The organism is Streptomyces zaomyceticus, assembly GCF_014656215.1.
Lineage (GTDB): Bacteria > Actinomycetota > Actinomycetes > Streptomycetales > Streptomycetaceae > Streptomyces > Streptomyces zaomyceticus.
Genome location: NZ_BNBZ01000020.1, coordinates 72,648 through 92,978 on the forward strand (window position 1 = coordinate 72,648; position 20,331 = coordinate 92,978).

The following is a 20,331-nucleotide window of genomic DNA, read 5'->3' on the forward strand; positions in this document are numbered from 1 at the left end:
GGGGCCCTCGTCGTGGCGCGGTCGGCGCCGGCGCCCCTCGTCACGGCGCGGTCAGCGCCCGGGCACGGTGATCCGGTAGCCGGCGTCGAGCAGTTCGGGCAGATAGCGGCGGAGGGCGGTCACGCTCTGGGCGCGGTTTCCACCGGCGTCGTGGGAGAGCACGACGGCGCCGGGGGCGGCCCCGTCGTGGACCCGGCGGACGATGGTGTCGGCGTCCGCGGGCTCCTTCCAGTCCAGGGTGTCGACGGTCCAGGCGAGCGGTTCCATGCCCAGCTCGGCTCCGATCTCGAAGGAGTGCCGGTTCCAGGCCCCGTAGGGGGCGCGGTACCAGAGCGGAGCCGTGCCGAGGGTCCGCTCGACGATCTCGCTGGTGGAGCCGAGTTCGTCGCGGATGCGGGAGGGCCGCAGTCTGGGGATGAGGGGATGGGACCAGGAGTGATTGCCGACGACATGGCCGTCGTCGGCCATCTCCCGCAGCAGGTCCGGGTTCTCGACGGCCATCTCGCCGCAGACGAAGAACATCGCCCGGCAGTCGTGACGGCGCAGGGCCTCCAGGATGGCCGGGGTGTAGCGGGGGTCCGGGCCGTCGTCGAAGGTCAGCACCATCGACCGGCCGACCCCGGACATGCTGAGGAAGGGCCGCTGCCGCACCGGCGGCGTCGCACGCCGGAAGGCCGGGGGCGCGTACGCGGTCATCGGCTGGAGCCGGTACGAGGCGGGCAGCGGCCGGGCGGCCCGCGCCTGGGGGCCCGCCGCTCCGGCGGTGCCGCCGCGGGGCGGGGCGGGGGGTGCGGCGCCGACGGCCTGCTCGGGGGCCGCGAGCCGGTCCGTCGCGAGGACTCCGAGGGTGGCGCCGGCCGCGAGGGCCGCGGCGAGCCGCAGCACCGCCCGACGCCCACTCGTCATCTGATCCTTTTTCATGACTAATAGTTCGTACGGATGAGGGTCCGCATCGCTCACCGACACCGGCCGCCCCTCCGAATGCACCCGATGAGCCGATGGCGCGGACCGCCGGCCACTCGCCGTCGCGGCGTGACCGGCCCCACCGCGTCGTGCGGGCTACCTGCCCATCACCAGGCCGTCCCGGCCGGCGCCGCGACCGAGGACCACCTGCCGGATCGTGTCGCGGATCTCGATGTGGCGTGGGTCCGAGCCGTCGGCGGCGCCGAGGTTGACCACCCTGCCCCGGGCCGTGTCGAACCACTGGGGGACGAACTCGGCCCTGGTGACCTCCCAGCGCCCGCCGGGCTTCCTGGGCGGGCCGAAGGTGAAACGGCCGATGCTGCCCTGGTTGCCCCGAGGGTCGAAGGCACCCTCGTGGTTGATCATGTCCCCGGCGATCTGGTCGCCCATCCCGTAGACGATCCAGGTGCCGTTGACCTTCTCGTAGGCCTGCGGGACATGGGCGTGGGTGCCGATGATCAGATCGATGTCGGGGCGGCCGCCGGTCGCCGAGGCGGTGAGCGCGCGGCCGAGGGAGAGCTGCCGCTCATCGGGTTCGGTCTGCCACTCGCTTCCCCAGTGGACGCTGACCACGACCACGTCGGCACCGGCCGCGCGGGCGGCGCGCGCGTCGGCGACGACCTTCCGCTCGTCGAGCAGCCGGACCGCCCAGGGCTGCCCCTCGGGCATCGGGTAGCCGTTGGTGTCGTACGTGTAGGCCAGTTGGGCCACCGTGGCGCCCCCCGCATCGAGCAGCGTCGGCCTCGCCGCCTCCTCGGCGGTCCTGGCCGATCCGGCGTGGCGCACACCGGCCTCGTCCAGGGCGTCGAGCGTGCGGGCCAGGCCCGCAGCGCCGTCGTCGAGCGTGTGGTTGGAGGCGGTGGAGCAGGAGTCGTATCCGGTGGCCTTGAGCGCGGCGGCGATCTCGGGCGGGGACTTGAAGGCGGGGTATCCGGTGTAGGGCCCGCCCTTCCTCCCGTACACGGTCTCCATGTGGCAGATGGCCAGGTCCGCCCGGGAGACGACGGACGCGGCCCCGGAGAGCATGGGGGCGAAGTCGTAGCCGTCACCGCCGGCGTCCTGGGACGCCCGGCGGATGATCGAGTCGTGCGGGAGGATGTCACCCGAGGCGACGAGGGTGAATCCGGCGGGTGCGGAGGCCCCGCCGGGTGCGGCGGACGGGACGGCCGGGCGCGACGAACCCCGCCCGGTCCCGGCCTCGGGACCGGGAGTGTCGCCGCCCGGTCCGCCCGCCACGCTCCCGCCCGTGCAACCGGTCGCCGCCGCGAGCAGGACGGCGGCGAGCGCCACCACGCCCGCGGATCTGGTGCGTGAGGTCATGTGCGGCACTCCGCCCGATTCATAGGATGAACACTTGTTCATACGAATTGATCTCGCGAGAAAGCCGCAGTCAAGGGTCAAGGCCGCAGAAAGTCATGAACCCCGCTGAAACGGACGCAGCGACTCCGTCTGATCGCCGTACGACCGTTCGCCGTACCATTCGCCGCTCGGTGCGACCGTTCGTCGCAGACCGATGTCCGTTCCCTGTCCCTCGCCGTGCGGATGCGTTCGTATACGCCCCGGACGACGACGCGGGAGAGGCGGCGAGCATGACCACGGCGACCACCGACGAACGGACCCTCGAGGAGCTTCAGCGGGACCACGGCCCCGCGCTCCTCTCCTTCCTGCTCGGGCTCACCTACGGGGACCGGCAGCGGGCCGAGGACCTCGCCCAGGAGACCCTGGTACGGGCCTGGCAGCACCCCGAGGCCTTCGACGGCCCCTACGCGTCGATGCGCCCCTGGCTCTTCACCGTCGCGCGCCGACTCGCCATCGACGCCCGGCGCTCACGCCTCGCCCGGCCCGCCGAGACGGGGGACGGCGTCCTCGCGGTGACGCCCGACCCCGCCGACCCCACCGCCTCGGCCGAAGCGGCCCTCGACGTACGGGCGGCCGTCCGCGAGCTGAGCCCCGAGCACCGCGCCGTGCTCGTCCGGCTCTACTTCCACGGCCTGACCGTCAACGAGGCCGCCGTCGAACTCGGCATCCCCGCCGGGACCGTGAAGTCCCGCTCGCACTACGCGCTGCGCCAGCTCGGCCGGTCGCTGCCCGGCTACCGGCCACGCCGCGCGGCCGTTGCCCGGCCACACGTCGCGGCCCCACAATGACGCCGTGACGCTGACACCCGCCGCCGCCGAAAAGATCCTCGCCGACAATTTCGCGCCCTGGGTCCTCGATCTGGGCCTCACCGTCGACTCCGTCGACGGCCACGGGGCCGTGCTCCGGCTCCCGTGGTCGGACCGGCTCGCCAGGGAGGGCGGTGGCCTCTCCGGTCAGGCCCTGATGGCGGCGGCCGACACGGCGACGGTGATCGCGGTCGCCGCGGCGCGGGACGGCTTCGTGCCGATGACCACCGTCCAGCAGTCCATCGGCTTCCAGCGGGCGGTCGTCGGCTCCGACGTCCTGGTGCGGGCCAGGCTCACCAAGGTGGGGAAGCGGATGGCCTTCGCCGACATCACCATGACGGCCGAGGGCTCGGAGGAGATCGCGGCCCACGCGACCGCGGTGTACGCACTGCTCGGCTGAGTCCCGCGCCGTAGCGGCCCACCGCCCGGCCTGCTCCCCCTGATCCGGCTCCCCCGATTCGGCTCCTCCGTCCCTTACGACCCCCTTGGCATCAGGAATCCCACCGGCACCTATCCGGCCGGGAAACGTATCCGAAACCACACGGGCGAGTTGAGCAAAGCGGGACCCGGGGGCGCCCTTCTCGGAGGAAGCTCTCCCCGGGCCCCCACACGTTCGGGTCCCCGATGTCCGGGAGAAGGTGGGAGTGTTGCGCCCCGAGAGCACGAACGGCGCCGGCGGCACGAGTGGCGGCGGTCTCGCCGTCCCGATGGCCTGGCTGTGCGCCGAGTACCTGGCCGACGAGGTGCTGCGGGCCGCCGCGCTCGTGGCCCCCGGCTCACTGGAGCACCGGGCCGGTCTCCAGGCACTGGCCCTCACCGTCCACCTCTCCGAGGAGCCGGGCGGACCGGCCGACGGACGGTCCGCCGGCCGGATCGACGAATGGCTGCGGCACACGGCCTACGACCGGCCCTGGCCGCCCTGGGTCGAGGAGCGGCTCGCCGCCCGGCGCGCGGCCGGCGGCGACGGCCCGGACCTGGCGCTCGCCGAGGCGGCCTGGCGGCGCCTGCGCGACACCTGGGTCCGCGCCGCCGACCTCGACGGCCGGACGGCCGACGACACCGGATCGCCGGTCGACGAGGACGAGCAGATCTGGCTGCCCGCCTGGAAGCTGGGGCTGCCGCTCGCCCACCTGTCGCTGCATCTGCGCTGAGCGGGCCCGCCGACGGTCAAGGCGGCGAACGGTGCACCCCGGGACGGTATTTGGGGACGCGCACCGTCACCTTCATCCCCGCGCCGACCCCGGTCTCGACGACGAGTCCGTACTCCGTCCCGTACACCTGGCGCAGCCGCTCGTCCACGTTGGAGAGGCCGATGCCGGAGCCGGCCGGGTGTTCTCCGCGCAGGACCGCGCGCAGCAGCTCGGGGTCCATGCCGATGCCGTCGTCCTCGACCGTCACCACGGCCTCCGCGCCCGCGTCGCGGGCCGCGATCGTGACCCGGCAGCCCCGCTCCCGGTCCTGGAGACCGTGCTTCACGGCGTTCTCCACGAGGGGTTGGAGGCAGAGGAAGGGCAGCGTCACCGGCAGCACCTCGGGGGCGATCTGCAGCCGTACCTTCAGCCGGTCCCCGAAGCGCGCCCCGGCGAGCGCCAAGTACTGCTCGATGGAGCGCAGTTCGTCGGCGAGCTGGGCGAACTCGCCGTGCCTGCGGAAGGAGTATCGGGTGAAGTCGGCGAATTCCAGCAGGAGTTCCCGCGCCCGCTCCGGGTCGGTCCGGACGAACGACGCGATGGCGGCCAGGGAGTTGAAGATGAAGTGCGGGGAGATCTGGGCGCGCAGCGCGCGGATCTCGGCCTCCACGATCCGGGTGCGGGAGCGGTCGAGTTCGGCCAGCTCCAGCTGGACGGAGGCCCAGCGGGCCACCTCGGTCGCGGCCCGCACCAGGACGGCAGACTCCCGGGAGCCGTAGGCGACGAGCGCGCCCAGCACCCCGTCCTCGCCGGTGAGCGGGGCGATCACCGCCCAGCGCAGCGGGCACGCCGGGTCGGCGCAGCCGGTGTGCGCGGACCGGCTGCGGCCGGTCTCCAGGGTCTCGGCGGCCTGCTCCGGGACATGGGCGCGGTGGTGGTCCTCGCCCGGTCCGTCCCAGGCCAGGACGGCACCCCGGTCGGTGAGGCAGAGCGCCTCCGTGCCGAGCAGCGAGCGGAGGGTGCCGGCCGCCCTGCGGGCCGTCTCCTCGGTGAGCCCGGCGCGCAGCGGCGGCGCGGCGAGCGAGGCGGTGTGCAAGGTGTGGAACGTGGCCCGTTCGACGGGCGTGCCGAGATCCGGGTCGGCGGCGCGGCCACCCCGGCGGGCGGCGAACCGTCCCAGGGCGAAGCCCGCGGCGAGCAGTACGGCCCCGGCGGCAGCCGCGGCGGCGAGGGCGATGCCGCTCATCGGCGAACCTCCTGGGCGGGAGCGGGGACGGCGCCGGTGTTCCCTTCCGCGAGCGTGCTCTCCCCCGGCAGACCGGTGAACTCCTCCGGCAGATGGAGCCGCGCGAGGAGCGCCGCGGTGCCGGGGGGAACCCGGCGGGGCGTGGCCAGCGAGACCAGGACCATGGTGAGGAAGCCGAGCGGGACCGACCAGACGGCCGGCCAGGCCATCAGGGTGTGCGGCCAGCCCTCGGGAGCGAGCCCGGCCCGGGTCGCCATCACCGCGACGAGGGCGGAGCCGCCGCCGAGCAGCAGCCCGGCCATGGCGCCCGGCGGGGTGAGCCGCCGCCACCAGATGCCGAGGACGAGCAGCGGGCAGAACGAGGAGGCGGAGACGGCGAAGGCGAGACCGACCGCGTCGGCGACCGGCACCTTCGAGGCGACCACCCCGACGGCGAGCGGGACGGCGGTGGCGAGCAGGGTCGCGAGGCGGAAGTGCCGTACGCCCCGGGAGGGCAGCACGTCCTGGGTGAGGACCCCGGCGACGGACATGGTGAGCCCGGAGGCGGTGGAGAGGAAGGCGGCGAAGGCGCCGCCCGCGAGGAGCGCCCCGAGGAGGTCGCCGAGGAGTCCGCCGAGGATCCGGTCGGGCAGGACGAGCACGGCGGCGTCGGCGGAACCGGTGAGGGCGAGCTCGGGCGCGTAGATCCGGCCGAGGGCCCCGTAGAGCGGCGGCAACAGATAGAAGGCGCCGACGAGTCCGAGCACCACGAGGGTGGTGCGGCGGGCGGCGCGACCGTGCGGGCTGGTGTAGAAGCGGACGGCGACGTGCGGCAGTCCCATGGTGCCGAGGAAGGTCGCCAGGATCAGCCCGTACGTGGCGTACAGCTGGTGCCCGTCACGGCCGCCCGCCAGCGGCTGGGACCAGCCGAGCGGATCCAGACGGGGGTCCCCCCGGCCGGAGTCCGGGGGAGGTTCGGTTCCGCCGGCGACCCGCTCGGGGAGCTCGGCACCCGGGGCGAAGGCGAGCGTGGTGCCCGCGAGGACGTGATGGGTGCCCGGTGCGAGGGTCACGGTCCCCCGCTCGTACGGGACGGAGTCGACGCTGCCGGTGACGGTGAGGGTGAGCGGCTCGTCGAGCCCGATCCGTACCGTGTCCGCGACCTCGACCACGGTGTGGCCGCGCAGGACGGCGGGGGCGTCGAAACGGGCCCTGGGCGCCCCGTCCCCGTACCAGGCGGCGAGGAGGAAGAGGACGGGGACGAGCAGGGCGGTGAGCTTCAGCCAGTACTGGAAGGCCTGGACGAAGGTGATGCTGCGCATCCCGCCCGCCGCGACGGTCCCCGTCACGACGAGGGCGACGAGCAGTCCGCCCACCCAGTCGGGGGCGCCGGTGAGGATCTCCAGGGTGAGCCCGGCGCCCTGGAGTTGCGGCAGCAGGTAGAGCCAGCCGATGCCGACGACGAACAGGCTGGCGATCCGGCGTGCCTGCGGGGATTCGAGTCGGGCCTCGGCGAAGTCGGAGAGCGTGTACGCCCCGGAGCGGCGCAGCGGGGCGGCGACGAGGACCAGCAGGACGAGGTATCCGGCGGTGTAGCCGACCGGGTACCAGAGCATGGCGGGGCCCTGGACGAGGACGAGTCCGGCGATGCCGAGGAAGGAGGCGGCGGAGAGGTACTCGCCGCTGATCGCGGCGGCGTTGAGCCCCGGCCCGACCGTGCGCGAGGCGACGTAGAAGTCGGAGGTGGTCCGGGAGATCCGCAGGCCGAGGGCGCCGATGAGGACGGTCGCGAGGACGACGGCGGTGACGGCGGCGACGGCGTAGGTCTGGTTCACGCGGGGCGTTTCAGCGTTCGACGAGGCCGGTGAAGTCGCGCTCGTTGCGTTCGGCGCGGCGCACGTACCAGTGGGCGATGCCCCAGACGACGGGATACACCCCGACACCGAGGACGACCCAGACGTAGATCTCGGGGGCGGGCAGGGCCAGGAGCAGCGGAAGGGAGCCGACGAGCAGGGCCAGGGCGCCGAGCGCGGTGAGGGCGGCGCGCAGCTGACTGCGCATCAGGGAGCGGACGTAGGTGTGGCCGAGCGTGGTCTGCTCGTCGATCTCGGAGCGGGCCGGCGGGTGGGCGGGGCGCCGGCGGGCGGGGCCGGGCACGGCGCCGGGGCCGTGGGCGGAGACATAGGTGACGGTCTCGCGGCGGGGTCTGCGCTGCGGGTCTCCCCGGCCGAAGGCCGGGGCAGGGTGCTGCTCGGACATCGGCGTCCGCCTCCGTCGTAAGTGGCGGCCCTCGGGCCCGGGACCCGTGGAGTCTACGCAGGTGGGAACACCTGCGATAGGGGCGGAAGGGACGGGGGCTCAGCCGCCGGCGCGCCGCATCAGCAGGTCCCGGAGCGGGCGGGCGTGCCGGCGGCTGACCGCCAGGTCCGTGTCCCCCACCCGCACCGAGGTGGCGCCGCCGTCGAGCCGGAGCTCGTCGATCCGGGCGAGGGCCACGAGATGGCTGCGGTGGATCCTGACGAAGCCCCGCGCGGCCCACCGCTCCTCGAGCGTGGACAGCGGGATGCGGACGAGGTGGCTGCCGTGGTCGGTGTGGAGGCGCGCGTAGTCGCCGTGGGCCTCCACGTACGCGATGTCGTCGACGGAGACGAACCGGGTGACCCCGCCCAGCTCGACGGGGACCTGCTCGGCGGCGGCGGACACGGCCGGCACGGCCGGGGCGGGAGCGGCGGACGTGTGCACCAGGTCGTGGACACGGCGGACGGCCTCGGCGAGCCGCTCGCGGCGGACGGGCTTGAGGACGTAGTCGACCGCCTTCAGGTCGAAGGCCTGGAGTGCGAAGCCCTCGTGGGCGGTGACGAAGACGACGAGGGGCGGCCGGGCGAAGCCGGCGAGCAGCCGGGCCACGTCGAGCCCGGTGAGGCCGGGCATGTGGATGTCGAGGAAGACGACGTCGATCGCGTCGCCGCCGTCCGGTCCGGTCTCCAGGGCGCGCCCGATCCTGCGCAGCGCGGCGGTGGCGTCACCCGCGCCCTCGGCGGTGCGGACGCGGGGGTCGGCGCGCAGCAGGTAGAGCAGCTCTCCGAGAGCGGGTTCCTCGTCGTCGACGGCCAGTACGCGCAGCATGCGGCGGAGTGTAACGGGGACCTCCGGCACCGTCCCGGCCCGGACCCGTCCGATCCCGGGAGCTACTTGAGGAGCTTCGAGAGGCGGCGGTCGGCGAGCGGCTTGCCGCCGGTCTGGCAGGTGGGGCAGTACTGGAGGGAGGAGTCGCTGAAGGAGACCTCGCGGATGGTGTCCCCGCACGCAGGACAGGGTTCGCCGGTGCGGCCGTGGACCCGGAGGCCGCTCTTCTTCTCGGCCTTGAGCTTGCCGGCGGCGAGACCGTGGGAGCGTTCGACCGCCTCGTGGAGCGTGCTCCGCATCGCCGTGTACAGGGCGGTGATCTCCTCCGGGGCGAGGTTCCGGGTGGGCTTGAACGGCGACATCTTCGCGGCGTGGAGGATCTCGTCGCTGTACGCGTTGCCGATGCCCGCGATGAGGCTCTGGTCGCGCAGCGCGCCCTTGATCTGACGGCGTTCACCGGCGAGCAGCGCGGCGAACCGCTCGGGGCCGAAGTCCTCGGCGAGCGGGTCGGGACCGAGCCGCGCGACGCCCGGGACCTCCTGCGGGTCGTGGACGAGGTGGACGGCGAGACGTTTGGTGGTGCCCGCCTCGGTGAGGTCGAAGCCGTCGCCGCCGGTGAGCGCGGTCCGCAGGGCCAGCGGGCCCCTGCCGGGTTTGGGCGGGCCCGAGGGCAGCGGGTCCTGCCAGCGGAGCCAGCCGGCGCGGGCCAGATGGAAGAGGAGGTGGAGCTCGCCCGCGGCGCCGGTGGTGGTGAGGTCCAGGAACTTCCCGTGGCGCCCGACCGCGGTGACCTCGGCGCCCTCGACGGCGCTCAGGGGCGGGTCGTACGTCTTGAGGACGCTGATGGCGACCGGCAGCACACGGGCGATCTCCTTGCCCACCAGGTGCGTGTCGAGGAACGCGCGGAGCGCTTCCACCTCGGGGAGTTCGGGCATGGTTCCACCCTGCCGCACGGGCGGCGGGGTCGCGCGGCGGGCGCCGCGAAACGCCGCCCGAACGGCGATTAGGGTGGGTGACGTGCGCGTACTGCTCGTCGAGGACGACGAAGACCTCCGGTTCGGCGTGGCCGCCGCTCTGCGGGCCGCCGGGCTCGCCGTCGACGAGGCCGCCGATCTTCCCCGTGCCGACGAGGCCCTGTTCGTCACCGCGTACGACTGCGCGGTCTTCGACCGGATGCTGCCCTCCGGTGACGCCGCCTCCTATGTCGAAGGGCTGCGGCGGGACGGGCGCGCCGTGCCCGTCCTGTTCCTGACCGCGCGCGACACGGTGGCGGACCGGGTGGAGGGCTTCGCGAGCGGCGGAGACGACTACCTGGTCAAGCCGTTCGCCGTACCCGAACTGGTCGCCCGGGTGCGCAGTCTGTGCCGCCGGTCCGCGGTCGTCCGCCCGCCGGTGCACCACGTCGGCGACCTGGAGATCGACACCGCCCGTCGGCTCGTCCGCCGGGCCGGGGTGCTTCTCACGCTCACCACCAGGGAGTTCGCCGTCCTCGAGGCCCTCGGCGCCCGTGCCGACCAGGCGGTCCCGCGCGCGGAGCTGATCGAGAGCTGCTGGGACGAGATGGCCGAGCCGCAGTCCAACGTCCTCGAGGTGCTCGTCTCCCAGCTCCGCCGCAAGCTGGGCGACCCGCCCCTCATCCACACCGTGCGCGGCATCGGCTACCGGCTCGCGCCCGACGGCACGCGGTGAGCCGCCGCCGCCTCCGCACCTCGTCCTCGGGGCCGCCGACGCCGACGGCACGGGTGCTGAGGCTGCGCCGGCGGATCAGTCTGCTGTTCGCGCTGACGAGCGCGGTCGGGCTGATCGCGATGGCCGTGTTCGCCGTACGCAGTGACAGCGCGCGCTGGCGTGAGCAGCTCGACCACTCGATGGACGTGGACACCAGCTGGGCCCTCGGTCTGCTCGAGACCGACGAGAACGGGCGGCTGGCCACGGACGTCCTGGCGGACACCGTGAACACCGGCTGCCCGCCACTGACCGTGCTCCTCGTCACCGACGAAGGCCCGGGGGACTCCCCCGGTGAGGCCCCGGGCGACGGCCCGGACGCCGCGGGCGGCCTGACCGTCCGGCACGCGCCGACCGCGCCGTGCCTGACGGTGGGCCCCGGAGTGGTCCTGGAGGCCGGGCGTGCGGCGGCGCGGTCCGGGGAGGCACGGGCCTTCGACCGGCACACGACCGGCGGCGGACCGGTACGGGTGTTCGCGCTGCCCTTCTACGCGCCGGAGGCGGTGGACGGCGAGGGGCCGCAGGGCGTCCTGGTCACGCTGGCGGACGCGACGGCCCAGCGGGACGACCACACGCGGCTCGTCCGGGTGGTGACCGCCGGCTGCGCGGTGCTCGTCCTGCTGTCGGCGGCCGTCGGGCACGTCCTGTCCGGACGGGCCATCCGGCCGGCGCTCACCGCGCTCGGCCGGCAGGAGGCGTTCCTCGCGGACGCGGCGCACGATCTGCGGACCCCGGCCGCCTCGCTCCGGACGCTCGCGGAGACGGCGCTGCGGGGCGAGACGGACAGCACGGACGTGCACCGGCGCACCCTGCGCCTGGCGGAGGGCATGGGCCGGCTCGTCGACGGGCTGCTCACCCGGGCCCGGCTCATGTCCGGTACGGCCACGGTGGCCCGTCAGCCGCTGCGTCTCGACCAGTTGGTGGAGGCGGTCGTCGACGAGGCGCCCACGCGGGGCCATCGTGTGCTGGTCGATGCCGAGGACACGGTGGTGCTCGCCGACCCCGATCTGGTGCGCCGGGCGGTCGGCAATCTGCTGGGCAACGCCCTCACCCACGGCCACGCGCCGGAAGTCCCGGCGGACGTCCGGATCACGGTGGCCCGGGACGGCACGCTGACGGTCGAGGACGCGGGTCCCGGCCTGCCCCCGGAGGTCGCGGACGACCTGTTCGAACGCTTCCGCAGCGGATCGGGGTCGACGGGACTCGGTCTGTCGATCGCGGCCTGGGTGGCGCACGCGCACGGGGGGACGCTGACGACGGGTCGTGGGGACGACGGCGGCGCCAGGTTCGTACTGAAGTTGCCGACACCGGACTGAGCCGTGCCCCTGCGCCTGGTCCGGTTCCGGCCCGCGCTCCTCATCGATGGGCGGACGGCCGGGGTGGGCCCCGGGCCGGGTCGCCACACGGCCCTCAGGAAATCCTCAGCATCCGCGCGTGATCCTTCCCCGGACCGTCCATCCATGGGAGTACCTCGTGATCACCGCCCCCACCCGCCACCGTCGGGCCCTGGCTCTCGCTCTCGCCGTGCTCGGCGCCACGTCCCTCGCCGCCTGCAGCGTCGGCTCCGGCCCGGAGGGAGGCCGGCCGAGGTCGTCGGCCGGGCCCGCCGATCCCGCCGACCGCCCCGACCTCCGGCGTTTCTACGAGCAGAAGCTCGCCTGGAAGCCCTGCGGCGACCACAGGTGCGCCACGCTGACCGTCCCGATGGACTACGCGCGCCCCGGCGACGGCAAGACCTTCGTGCTCCCGGTCGCGAAGGCGGTCACCGCGGTCCGGGGCAAGCGCGTCGGCTCGCTCGTCCTCAACCCCGGCGGCCCCGGCGAGCGGGGAGTCCGGCTCATCAAGGACGGCGTCGCCGACGACATCGGCCGGGATGTGCGCGAGCGGTTCGACATCGTGTCCTTCGACCCGCGCGGCGTCGGGGAGAGCAGGCCTGCCCTGACCTGTACGCCCGCGGGCCCGGAGGCCGCCACCGAGGATCCCCCCACCGAGGGCTCGGCGGACACGACGGACACCCCGACCATCGCCCCCCTGAACCCCCGCACCGAAGCCGAACGCGCCGACGCCCTCGCGTCGGCGCGGGCGACGGCCGCCGACTGCCGGAAGGCCAGTGGTCCGCTGCTCCCGCACGTCGGAACGCACGACGCCGCCCGCGACCTCGACGTGCTGCGGGCCGCGCTCGGCGAGCGGCGGCTGACGTACGTCGGCTGGTCGTACGGCACGAGCCTGGGCACCTCGTACGCCGAGCAGTTCCCCCGCCGCGTACGGGCGATGGTCCTGGACGGGGCGGTCGATCCGTCGCTCGACTGGCGGCAGCGCGTGCTCGGCCAGTCCACCGGGTTCCGGAAGGCGGTGGAGGAGTACGCCGCGACCTGCGCCGGGACCGTCGGTGACGCCTGCCCCGCCGCGACCCCCGAGGAGATACGGGCCCTGATCGACCGCCTCGTCGCGCGGACGCAGCGCGAGCCGCTGCCGGTCGAGGGTTCCGAGTCCGGTCTCGACGCCGCGGCGCTGGTGTCCGCGCTCGGCCTGTCGATGTACACGCCGGAGGCCCAGTGGGAGCCGTTGTCCGAGGCGCTGCGCGCGGCGGACGGCGGGGACGGGACGAAGCTGGCGGCCCTGGCGTCGGGCGAGGAGGAGGACACGGAGGGCCCTGAGGGTACCGAGGGCGCGACGGACACGGCGGGCGCGGAGGGTACCGAAGAGGGCTCCGCCGAGGCCGGGGCGTCCGAGGGGTCGGCGTCCGCCGTTCCCGAGGACAACAGCGAGGCCGCCCTCGTCGCGATCAACTGCCTCGACGTCCCCCACCCGCGCGACGCCCGGGCCTACTGGGACGCGCTCGGGCCCGCCGAGAAGGCGGCGGGCGTCCACGGCACGACCGGTGTGACGAACGAGCTGGTGTGCCGGGACTGGCCCACGGGTCCCCAGCGCCCCCACCGGGTGAAGGCCGAGGGCGTTCCGCCGGTCCTCGTCGTGGGGACGACGGGCGACCCGGCGACGCCGTACGAGGAGGCGGTCGGTCTGGCGCGCCAGTTCCCCGGTGGCATGCTGCTGTCCTTCGACGCCCCCGGCCACACCGGCTACGGCCGGAACCCCTGCGTCGACAGGAAGGTCGAGCGGTACCTGATCGACCTCACGAAGGTCCGCCCCGGCACGACCTGTACGGGATGACGGAACGACGAGACATCGCAGGGACATCGGGACGACGGCCCTGCCGCACGACCGCACCACGGCACCACAGCACCACGGCACCGCGTTGCGCGCTACGGCGTGTCCGGCGGGTCCAGGAGGTCGAGTTCTGCCGTGAGCGCGCCGGCCAGGGCGTCGAGGTCGGGGACGGCCTCTCCGTCGGCCACGAGGCCGATGTGCACCTGGCCTCCGTACGGGGACATGGCCACCGCGAGGGCCTGCCCGCGGGCGAGCGGGGCCATGGGGAAGAGCGCGCGCAGCGGTGCGCCGCCGAGCGAGAGCGCGGAGCGGGGCAGCGGCACCTGGGTGACCAGGAGGTCGAAGAGGAACCGGGCGGCACCGGAGGCGAGCGGGGCGCCGAAGCGGTGGGCGAGCGGGGGCAATTGGTCGGCGAGCAGGGCGACGGCGCCTGCGCCCCGGAACGGCCCGGCGGCCTTGTTGCGGTCCATCGCGCTCTTGACGGCGGCCAGCCGGGCGGCGGGGTCGGCCTCGGTGACGGGCAGGTCGAGGAGGTAGCCGGAGAGGCTGTTGCCGGGGCCGGGCGGGGCGCCGGGGCGGCGTCGGGAGACGGGGACGAGCGCGCGGGGATCGGCTTCGGGGAGGGGCAGACCACGGCCGTCGAACCAGCGGCGGAGGCCTCCGGCGACGACGGTGAGGAGGACGTCGTTGGCGGTGCCGCCCGTGGTGCGGCGGACGCGGTGGACGCGGTCCAGGGACAGGGTCACGGTGGCGATCCGGCGGGTTCCGCTGGACTCGGCGGCGAGTGCGGCGGTCGGCCGTACGTCGAACCGACTGGCGCGGACGACGGAGGCGCCGACCTCGACGGCGCGACCGAGGTCGCCGAGCCGGTCCCTTGCCATGCCGAGGAGCCGTCCCGGGCCGGGGAGCCAGGAGGTCGGGGGTACGGGGCGCGCCCGGCCGGCGGGGCGGCGTCCCGCGGCGATCTCGTCGAAGATCCCGGCGCCGATGGCGACGGCCCTCATGCCGTCGGCGAGGGCGTGGTGGAGTTTGACGAGGACGGCGAAGGAACCGTCGGGGGCGCCGCTGAGCAGGTACATCTCCCAGGGCGGCAGGCCGCGGGCGACGGGCCGTTCCATGAGCTCGGCGGCGAGCCGGGCGGACTCGGCGGGGAAGTCGGCGCCGGGGAGGGTGATCTCGTGGACGTGGCGGAGCACGTCGAAGTCCGGGTCGGCGCTCCAGGCGGCGCCGCCGACGGGGAGCAGGACGTCGCGGACGCGCATCCGGAGCCGGGGGACGGCGGCGGCGCGGCGGGCGAGCAGGGCGAGGATGTCGGGAGGCTCGTGGCCGCCCTCCGTGGGCGCGGGGCCGAAGTGGGCGAGCGCCCCGAGGTGCAGGGGGTGCGCGGTGGATTCCAGGTGCCAGAAGGCCAGGTCAAGCGGTGCCAGTAGCTCGCTGCTCAAAGGTGTCCTCACGTCCTGCACGGAGAGCCGGGAGAACGAAGTCAATCGCGCACCGACAGTTACGGTCAAGTACGATCAATGCACGCTCAGTTAACAGTGTCGGTCTTCTGTCAACGCCTCCGGTCCTCCGCCAACGGTCTCATCCTTCTGTAACGGGCTCAGTTCTCCACCGTGAACTCGCACCACACGCACTTGCCGCCGCCCCGCGATTCCACGCCCCACACGTCGGAGATCCGGTCGACGAGCAGCAGCCCCCGCCCGGACACGCCCGCCTCCCCCGCCTCGCGGCGCCGGGGCAGCGCGCTGGACCGGTCCTCGACCTCCACCCGGAGCCGCCGTTCGGCCCCGCCGAGCATCCGCAGGGTCACGATGGCCCCGCCGTCGGTGTGCATCAGCGCGTTGGTCATCAGCTCGTCGGCGACCAGCTCGATCTCGTCCGCTCGTTCCTCGGCCCCCCAGGCCCGGACGGCGGCCCTGATCATGTGCCGGGCCGATCTGAGCGCCTCCGGGTCGCTCTGGGCCACATGCTGCTGGAAGCGGCCGGCGCCGTGGCCGGTGGCCGCGCCCAGGCGCCGCATCAGCAGGATGGCGACGTCGTCCTCGCCGCCCCGGTCCGCGACCACGTCGCACAGGTGGTCGGCGAGCTCCTGGAGGTCGGCGGGCCCGCGCCGGACGAGCGCGGAGAGCCACTGGAGGCCTTCGTCGAGGTCGGCGCCCGGCTTCTCGACCAGCCCGTCGGTGTAGAGCATCAGGGTCTGTCCGGGGTCGAGTTCCAGGGTGGTCACCGGATAGTCGAGCCGGCCGAACTCGGCGGAGAGCCCGAGCGGCAGCCCGCCCTCCACCGGGACCCTGCGGCAGCGGCCGTCGATCTCGCGGATCAACGGATCGACATGACCGGCGCGCACCACCTGGACGACCCCGGTGCCGAGGTCGACCTCCGCGTAGGTGCAGGTGGCGAAGCGTTCGGTGTCGAGTTCGTGCAGGAAGACGGAGGCCCGGGCCATCACCGTGGCCGGGGTGTGCCCCTCGGCGGCGTACGCCCGCAGCACGATCCTCAGCTGGCCCATGACGGCGGCGGCGTGGGTGTCGTGACCCTGGACGTCCCCGATGACGGCGCCGACGCGTCCGCCGGGCAGCGGGATGATGTCGTACCAGTCACCTCCGATGTCCCGGCCGAGGCGGGCCGAGCGGTAGCGGACGGCGGTCTGGGCGCCGGGCACCTCGGGGATCCGGCGGGGCAGCATCGCCTGCTGGAGCCCCTCGGCGAGGTCGTGCTCCTGCTCGTAGAGCATGGCCCGCTGGAGGCTCTGGGCGATGCTGCTGCCGAGGGCGACGAGGAGGGTCCGCTCGTCCTCGCTGAATCCGGTCCTGTCGCTGTAGAGCAGCCCGAGCGCGCCGATGGGCCGGGCCTGGGCGATCAGCGGCAGATAGGCGGCGGCGGTGATGCCGAGTCCGCTGATGTGCGGCCAGAGCACCGGGAAGGAGTCGGCGAAGTCCTGGGGCGAGTCGATGAACCGCGGCCGCAGGGTGCGGATCACCTCGCTCATCGGGTACGGCTCGTCCACCCGGGTGAAACGGGTGCCCGGCACGAAGGCACCCTCGGGGCCCTCGGCGACGAGGTGGATGCGGCCGGCGTCGAGGAGGCCCATGACGAGACTGGCGGCGCCGAAGTGTTCGAGCGCGTGGGAGTCGTTGAGCAGGTCGATGACGTCCTTCACGGTCCGCGCGTAGGCGAGGGCCGCCGTGGTGCCCTCGACGACGCCGGCCCGCTTGCGCCGCCCCTCGTCGAGGCCGAGCCGGGCGGCCGACTCGGTGAGCTCGTGGGTGGCGTCGCGGACGACGCCGACGATGCGTACCGGGCGGCCGCTGTCGTCGCGGTGGACGAGCCCCTGTGTGTGGGTCCACTGGTGCCTGCCGTCCCGGCGGCGGATGCGGAAGTACGCGCCGTACTGGTCGCTGCCGTCCTTGAGGGCCTGGGCGACCAGGGTGTCGAGGCGGCGGCTCTCGTCGGGGAGGACCCGCGAGCCGAGGGACTCGGGGCGGTCGTCGTACTCCGACCGGTCCATGTCGAAGACGTCGAGCGCCGCCTCGTCCATGATCATCGTGCCGGTCGCGAGGTCCCAGTCGAAGCCGCCCATCCGGAAGACTGAGCCGAAGTCGGCGAGGATCCCCGCACCTGCGGTCCGCTCGCTCCCCGGCCCGGCTGCGGACTCCTCCGGCGCACGGCCGAGCCGCTCGACCGCCTCCCCGCCCCCGTCGCGCGCGTTCATGGGGCCACGCTAGGCGCAGCTCCGCCCGTACGCACCATGAAGATCCGTTTCACCCCTCGAAGGTCTCTGGCTGGTCCGGGACCGTCTCGGCCGGGAAGAGCTCCTCGAACGGCAGCTCGCCGTCGGGCGCGGTGGGCGCCTCGCCGGGGGGATCGGCGTACGGATCGGCGTAGGGGTCGGTGTACGGATCGGGTACGGGGTGGGGCTCCGTGTCGGGTACGCGGTACGGGTCGGTGTCCGGGCTCTGCTCGGTGCCCGTGCCTCCGGAGCTGTCGGGGCTCACCGGCGGGTTCTCGGGCGCCGGGGGGACGGGAGCCCGGGAAGGGGTGTCCGGGGAGGTACGGCGGTCGGGGGCGCTCGGGTCGGGCGTCCGGGCGTCGGGAACGGCCGGGTCGGGTGTGGTGGTGCCGGCCAGGGCGCACGCGTCCGGGTCGCAGCCGGGCTCCACGGCGGGCTTGCGGTCCTCGCCGCCGTCGCTGCCGGTCCGGCGCTCGATCCAGCTGCGGTCGGCGGCGTTCACGATGACCAGGCTGGTGACGACGGTGGTGGTCGGCCGGACGACGATCACGCGGTCGGGGTCGAAACCGTCCCAGGGGTCGCCCTGGTGGACGCCGCCCCGGTCGGCGGTCGGGGTGCGGAGCGGGTTGCCGCAGGCGCAGCGGACGCGCGGGGAGCCGTACTGGTCGACGAGGACGGCCGTACCGGTCTGCAGGACGGACTGGTAGGCGTTGGCCCTGCCCTGGCGGTAGCCGTGGTTGGTGACCCTGGCGTCCGCCCGCAGGACGACCGGGGTCAGTCCGCGCAGCCAGTCGCCGACGTTGGTCTCGGGGATGCCGGCGGCCTCGGCGAAGGCGCGCGTCCTGTCCTGGTCTGCGGAGAGGTACGCGACCTGCTGTTCGACGTCGCAGCTGCCCTCCGCGCGGGTACCGCCGTAGAGCCCGGGGGTGGAGCCGGTGACCTCGCGCACCCGCTCGGTGTCGGGGTCCGGGGTCCGGCCCGGGGAGTCGGCCCGCGCGGTGCTCCGGGCCGTGGAGGCGGTGAAGGGGTCGGGCCCCCGCGCGGCGACCGACTGGAGGAGCACGTCCTGCATCGACCCGGCGGCCGCCGGCTGGGAGCCGCCCGGGGAGCCCTCCCAGACGGAGGTGCAGCCGACGAGGAGGAGGGAGGCGGAGAGCGCCGCGAACGCGGTGCGGGCCGCGGTGCGGGAGGGCGCGCGGGAGCCGGCGCGGCGGGGGGCCGGGGGAACGGTGGGCGCGGGGGCGCGGGAAGGCGCGGGGTCGGTCGTGCGCGATGCGACGTGGTCGGTCGCGCGGGAGGTGAAGTGGTCCGTCGCGCGGGAGGTGGGGCGACCGGTCGCCCCGGATGCGTCGGGGTCGGTCGCCCCGGATGTCACTTGCTCGGTCGCGCGGGAAACGGTGGGGGTTCGCCGCGTCCGGCGAGGGGCTGAGCGCACCTGGTTCTCCCGCTTTCTCTCCCCCGGGCCACGGCGCCCGGTTCCGGCCAGTCCCTCATGTCTGTCGCAGCGCGCGGGCCGCCGCAAGCGGAGGGCGGCCGACCGGGGGAGAGCGACGGACGCAAGCCGCTTGAACGTGTTCAAGAAAGGCTCTACGCTCGGACCGATCAATTGAACACGTTCAAGTCGGGGGGTGGTGGCTCATGACCGCACTGTCGGTCCTGGTGGGATCGGTCGTGACCCTCGGCATGTTCTGGGTGGTCCCGACGGGGCTCGCGCTCCTCGACGGCCCCCGGCCACCGGGCTGGGACCTGCTCCGGCGCAGCTGGCCGCTCTTCGCCGTCCCCGGCGGACTGGCCCTCTGGCTGCCGCGCTCCGGGCTCTCGACCGCGCTCGCCGCCGTCTACGCCCTCGCCACACTGGCGCTCGCGCTCCAGGCCCCGGCCCGGCTGTTCCTGACCCGCTCCCTGCGACCGGGCGAGGTGGCCGTCCTCACCGCCCTGGTCGCGCCGTCCGTCGGGGGCCTCGCGCTCGTCGCCGAACGGGCCGCTCACCCGCTCTTCGGCTTCGACCTGGACATCCTGGCGCTGACCGTCCCGCACTTCCACTTCGCGGGCTTCGCCGCCGCCCTGGTCGCCGGACTCCTCTGCCGTGCCTCCGACGGCCGCACCGCCCGCTTCGCCGCACTCAGCGTCCCCGCGGGCACCCTGCTGGTGCTGCTCGGCTACTTCGTCGACGACTGGGCCGAGCTCGCCGGGGCCGTCGTCCTGACGGCCGGTATGACGGCAGTCGCGTTGCTGACCCTGCGCGAGCGCCGCGAGACGGCCACCGACCGCCTCACCCGCGGGCTGCTCGCCGTCTCGGCCCTGGTCCTCTTCGCCACCATGCTGCTCGCGCTGAGCTGGGCGCTCGGCGAGGCGACCGGCCTCCCCCACCTCGACCTGACCTGGACGGCCGCGACCCACGGCCTGGGCAACGCCCTCGGATTCACGGTCTGCGCCCTGCTCGCCCACCGCCGCCTCCGGTCCCGGCGCCCCACCCCGCCGGCACCACCGGCACCCGCCCAGAACCCGCCCCGCACGGCCCACCCGCGAACGGAGCTCCCGACATGACCCGCCTCCTGAACAGCCTGTCCCGGCCCGAACGCCCCCGCCCGGCCCTCAGCTACCGCGAGGTCGGCGCCACCCGGACCCCGGCCGCCCTCCCCGAGGGCTACCACCTCCTCCGGTACAGCACGGTCGTCGGCCACGGCCGCGCCGCCTTCGAGGCCGCGGGCACCGCCGTCACCACCTGGCGGATGCACCGCGCCACCGGGGCGCGCCTCCTGGCGGACGCCGAACGCGCCGAGTCCGGGGTCGCCGTCGAGATATCGGCGGGCATCGGCCGGCTGCGGATCGGCGCCCCCTGCTCGGTGATCTGGACGGCGTACGAGGAGAACCGCGTCGGCTTCGCGTACGGCACCCTCACCGGGCATCCGGAGTGCGGCGAGGAGTCCTTCATGGTCCACCTGGAGCCGGACGGCACGGTCCGGTTCGCGGTCACCGCGTTCAGCCGCCCCGCCTCCTGGTACACACGGCTCGGCGGCCCCGTGGTCCCGCTGCTCCAGCGGGCGTACGCGCGCCGGCTCGGCCGGATCCTCCGGCGCCTCGTCAGGAGCTGATCCC

The 20,331-nt window shown here is 74.5% G+C and carries 18 protein-coding genes; 8 read left to right on the forward strand and 10 right to left on the reverse strand.

Annotated features, from left to right (window positions below; translation table 11 throughout):
* Positions 1-51 precede the first annotated feature (51 nt).
* Together IE311_RS24320 and IE311_RS24325 are read right to left on the reverse strand one after the other, a co-directional pair.
* The gene (locus IE311_RS24320) at positions 52-906 is read right to left on the reverse strand and encodes a polysaccharide deacetylase family protein (protein ID WP_229902117.1); all 855 of its coding nucleotides are present in this window, start codon (positions 904-906) and stop codon (positions 52-54) included.
* A 153-nt stretch (positions 907-1,059) separates the two neighbouring features.
* Complete coding sequence (locus IE311_RS24325) at positions 1,060-2,283, reverse strand: CapA family protein (protein ID WP_189833921.1); 1,224 nt, start codon at positions 2,281-2,283, stop codon at positions 1,060-1,062.
* Positions 2,284-2,552: 269 nt separating this feature from the next.
* On the opposite strand from IE311_RS24325, the gene IE311_RS24330 reads away from it, so the two are divergent.
* The 3 genes from IE311_RS24330 (at position 2,553) to IE311_RS24340 (ending at position 4,279) form a co-directional block, all read left to right on the forward strand.
* On the forward strand, positions 2,553-3,110 hold the full coding sequence (locus IE311_RS24330; protein WP_189833922.1) for a sigma-70 family RNA polymerase sigma factor: 558 nt from the start codon (positions 2,553-2,555) through the stop codon (positions 3,108-3,110).
* A 4-nt stretch (positions 3,111-3,114) separates the two neighbouring features.
* A complete protein-coding gene (locus IE311_RS24335) occupies positions 3,115-3,528 on the forward strand; it encodes a PaaI family thioesterase (protein ID WP_189833923.1) in 414 nt (137 codons plus the stop codon).
* A 244-nt stretch (positions 3,529-3,772) separates the two neighbouring features.
* Positions 3,773-4,279 (forward strand): hypothetical protein, encoded by a 507-nt coding sequence (locus IE311_RS24340; RefSeq protein ID WP_373313951.1) that lies wholly within the window; start codon positions 3,773-3,775, stop codon positions 4,277-4,279.
* 16 nt (positions 4,280-4,295) lie between these two features.
* On the opposite strand, the gene IE311_RS24345 is transcribed toward IE311_RS24340, so the two are convergent.
* The 5 genes from IE311_RS24345 to IE311_RS24365 form a co-directional block, all read right to left on the reverse strand.
* Positions 4,296-5,504, reverse strand: coding sequence for a histidine kinase (locus tag IE311_RS24345; protein ID WP_189833925.1), 1,209 nt, complete (start codon positions 5,502-5,504; stop codon positions 4,296-4,298).
* Positions 5,501-7,318 carry a sodium/solute symporter gene (locus IE311_RS24350; protein WP_229902118.1) on the reverse strand — a complete coding sequence of 606 codons (1,818 nt, stop codon included), beginning with the start codon at positions 7,316-7,318 and terminating at the stop codon, positions 5,501-5,503. Before IE311_RS24350 ends, IE311_RS24345 begins: the two co-directional genes overlap by 4 nt.
* A gap of 10 nt (positions 7,319-7,328) precedes the next feature.
* Complete coding sequence (locus IE311_RS24355) at positions 7,329-7,742, reverse strand: DUF485 domain-containing protein (RefSeq protein WP_229902119.1); 414 nt, start codon at positions 7,740-7,742, stop codon at positions 7,329-7,331.
* A 99-nt stretch (positions 7,743-7,841) separates the two neighbouring features.
* Positions 7,842-8,609 carry a LytR/AlgR family response regulator transcription factor gene (locus IE311_RS24360; protein WP_189833926.1) on the reverse strand — a complete coding sequence of 256 codons (768 nt, stop codon included), beginning with the start codon at positions 8,607-8,609 and terminating at the stop codon, positions 7,842-7,844.
* 62 nt (positions 8,610-8,671) lie between these two features.
* Positions 8,672-9,544 (reverse strand): Fpg/Nei family DNA glycosylase, encoded by an 873-nt coding sequence (locus IE311_RS24365; RefSeq protein WP_189833927.1) that lies wholly within the window; start codon positions 9,542-9,544, stop codon positions 8,672-8,674.
* 82 nt (positions 9,545-9,626) lie between these two features.
* Here IE311_RS24365 and IE311_RS24370 point away from each other — a divergent pair, with 82 nt between their 5' ends.
* The 3 genes from IE311_RS24370 to IE311_RS24380 all read left to right on the forward strand — a co-directional run bounded on the left by IE311_RS24370 (position 9,627) and on the right by IE311_RS24380 (position 13,505).
* Positions 9,627-10,298 carry a response regulator transcription factor gene (locus IE311_RS24370; RefSeq protein WP_189833928.1) on the forward strand — a complete coding sequence of 224 codons (672 nt, stop codon included), beginning with the start codon at positions 9,627-9,629 and terminating at the stop codon, positions 10,296-10,298.
* Positions 10,295-11,650 (forward strand): sensor histidine kinase, encoded by a 1,356-nt coding sequence (locus IE311_RS24375; protein ID WP_229902120.1) that lies wholly within the window; start codon positions 10,295-10,297, stop codon positions 11,648-11,650. The genes IE311_RS24370 and IE311_RS24375 overlap by 4 nt, the downstream gene beginning before the upstream one ends.
* 118 nt (positions 11,651-11,768) lie before the next feature.
* Positions 11,769-13,505 (forward strand): alpha/beta hydrolase, encoded by a 1,737-nt coding sequence (locus IE311_RS24380; RefSeq protein ID WP_229902121.1) that lies wholly within the window; start codon positions 11,769-11,771, stop codon positions 13,503-13,505.
* Positions 13,506-13,597: 92 nt separating this feature from the next.
* Here the strand turns inward: IE311_RS24380 and IE311_RS24385 are convergent, their stop codons facing one another.
* The 3 genes from IE311_RS24385 to IE311_RS24395 form a co-directional block, all read right to left on the reverse strand.
* Positions 13,598-14,944 carry a wax ester/triacylglycerol synthase family O-acyltransferase gene (locus IE311_RS24385; protein WP_189833930.1) on the reverse strand — a complete coding sequence of 449 codons (1,347 nt, stop codon included), beginning with the start codon at positions 14,942-14,944 and terminating at the stop codon, positions 13,598-13,600.
* 158 nt (positions 14,945-15,102) lie between these two features.
* Entirely contained in the window at positions 15,103-17,214 is a 2,112-nt protein-coding gene (locus IE311_RS24390) for a SpoIIE family protein phosphatase (protein WP_189833931.1), read from the reverse strand.
* A gap of 49 nt (positions 17,215-17,263) precedes the next feature.
* Entirely contained in the window at positions 17,264-18,607 is a 1,344-nt protein-coding gene (locus IE311_RS24395; RefSeq protein WP_229902122.1) for a DUF6777 domain-containing protein, read from the reverse strand.
* 272 nt (positions 18,608-18,879) lie between these two features.
* Here IE311_RS24395 and IE311_RS24400 point away from each other — a divergent pair, with 272 nt between their 5' ends.
* Together IE311_RS24400 and IE311_RS24405 are read left to right on the forward strand one after the other, a co-directional pair.
* The gene (locus tag IE311_RS24400; protein ID WP_189833984.1) at positions 18,880-19,779 is read left to right on the forward strand and encodes a YndJ family protein; all 900 of its coding nucleotides are present in this window, start codon (positions 18,880-18,882) and stop codon (positions 19,777-19,779) included.
* Positions 19,776-20,327 (forward strand): DUF1990 family protein, encoded by a 552-nt coding sequence (locus IE311_RS24405; protein ID WP_189833932.1) that lies wholly within the window; start codon positions 19,776-19,778, stop codon positions 20,325-20,327. The genes IE311_RS24400 and IE311_RS24405 overlap by 4 nt, the downstream gene beginning before the upstream one ends.
* Positions 20,328-20,331: the final 4 nt, after the last annotated feature.

Excerpts from the sequence above, each read along its gene's own strand:
- IE311_RS24330 (WP_189833922.1), top strand. The coding sequence starts at position 2,553 with ATGACCACGGCGACCACCGACGAACGGACCCTCGAGGAGCTTCAGCGG.
- IE311_RS24325 (WP_189833921.1), bottom strand. The coding sequence starts at position 2,283 with ATGACCTCACGCACCAGATCCGCGGGCGTGGTGGCGCTCGCCGCCGTC.
- IE311_RS24345 (WP_189833925.1), bottom strand. The coding sequence starts at position 5,504 with ATGAGCGGCATCGCCCTCGCCGCCGCGGCTGCCGCCGGGGCCGTACTG.
- IE311_RS24320 (WP_229902117.1), bottom strand. The coding sequence starts at position 906 with ATGACGAGTGGGCGTCGGGCGGTGCTGCGGCTCGCCGCGGCCCTCGCG.
- IE311_RS24355 (WP_229902119.1), bottom strand. The coding sequence starts at position 7,742 with ATGTCCGAGCAGCACCCTGCCCCGGCCTTCGGCCGGGGAGACCCGCAG.
- IE311_RS24360 (WP_189833926.1), bottom strand. The coding sequence starts at position 8,609 with ATGCTGCGCGTACTGGCCGTCGACGACGAGGAACCCGCTCTCGGAGAG.
- IE311_RS24365 (WP_189833927.1), bottom strand. The coding sequence starts at position 9,544 with ATGCCCGAACTCCCCGAGGTGGAAGCGCTCCGCGCGTTCCTCGACACG.
- IE311_RS24390 (WP_189833931.1), bottom strand. The coding sequence starts at position 17,214 with ATGAACGCGCGCGACGGGGGCGGGGAGGCGGTCGAGCGGCTCGGCCGT.
- IE311_RS24405 (WP_189833932.1), top strand. The coding sequence starts at position 19,776 with ATGACCCGCCTCCTGAACAGCCTGTCCCGGCCCGAACGCCCCCGCCCG.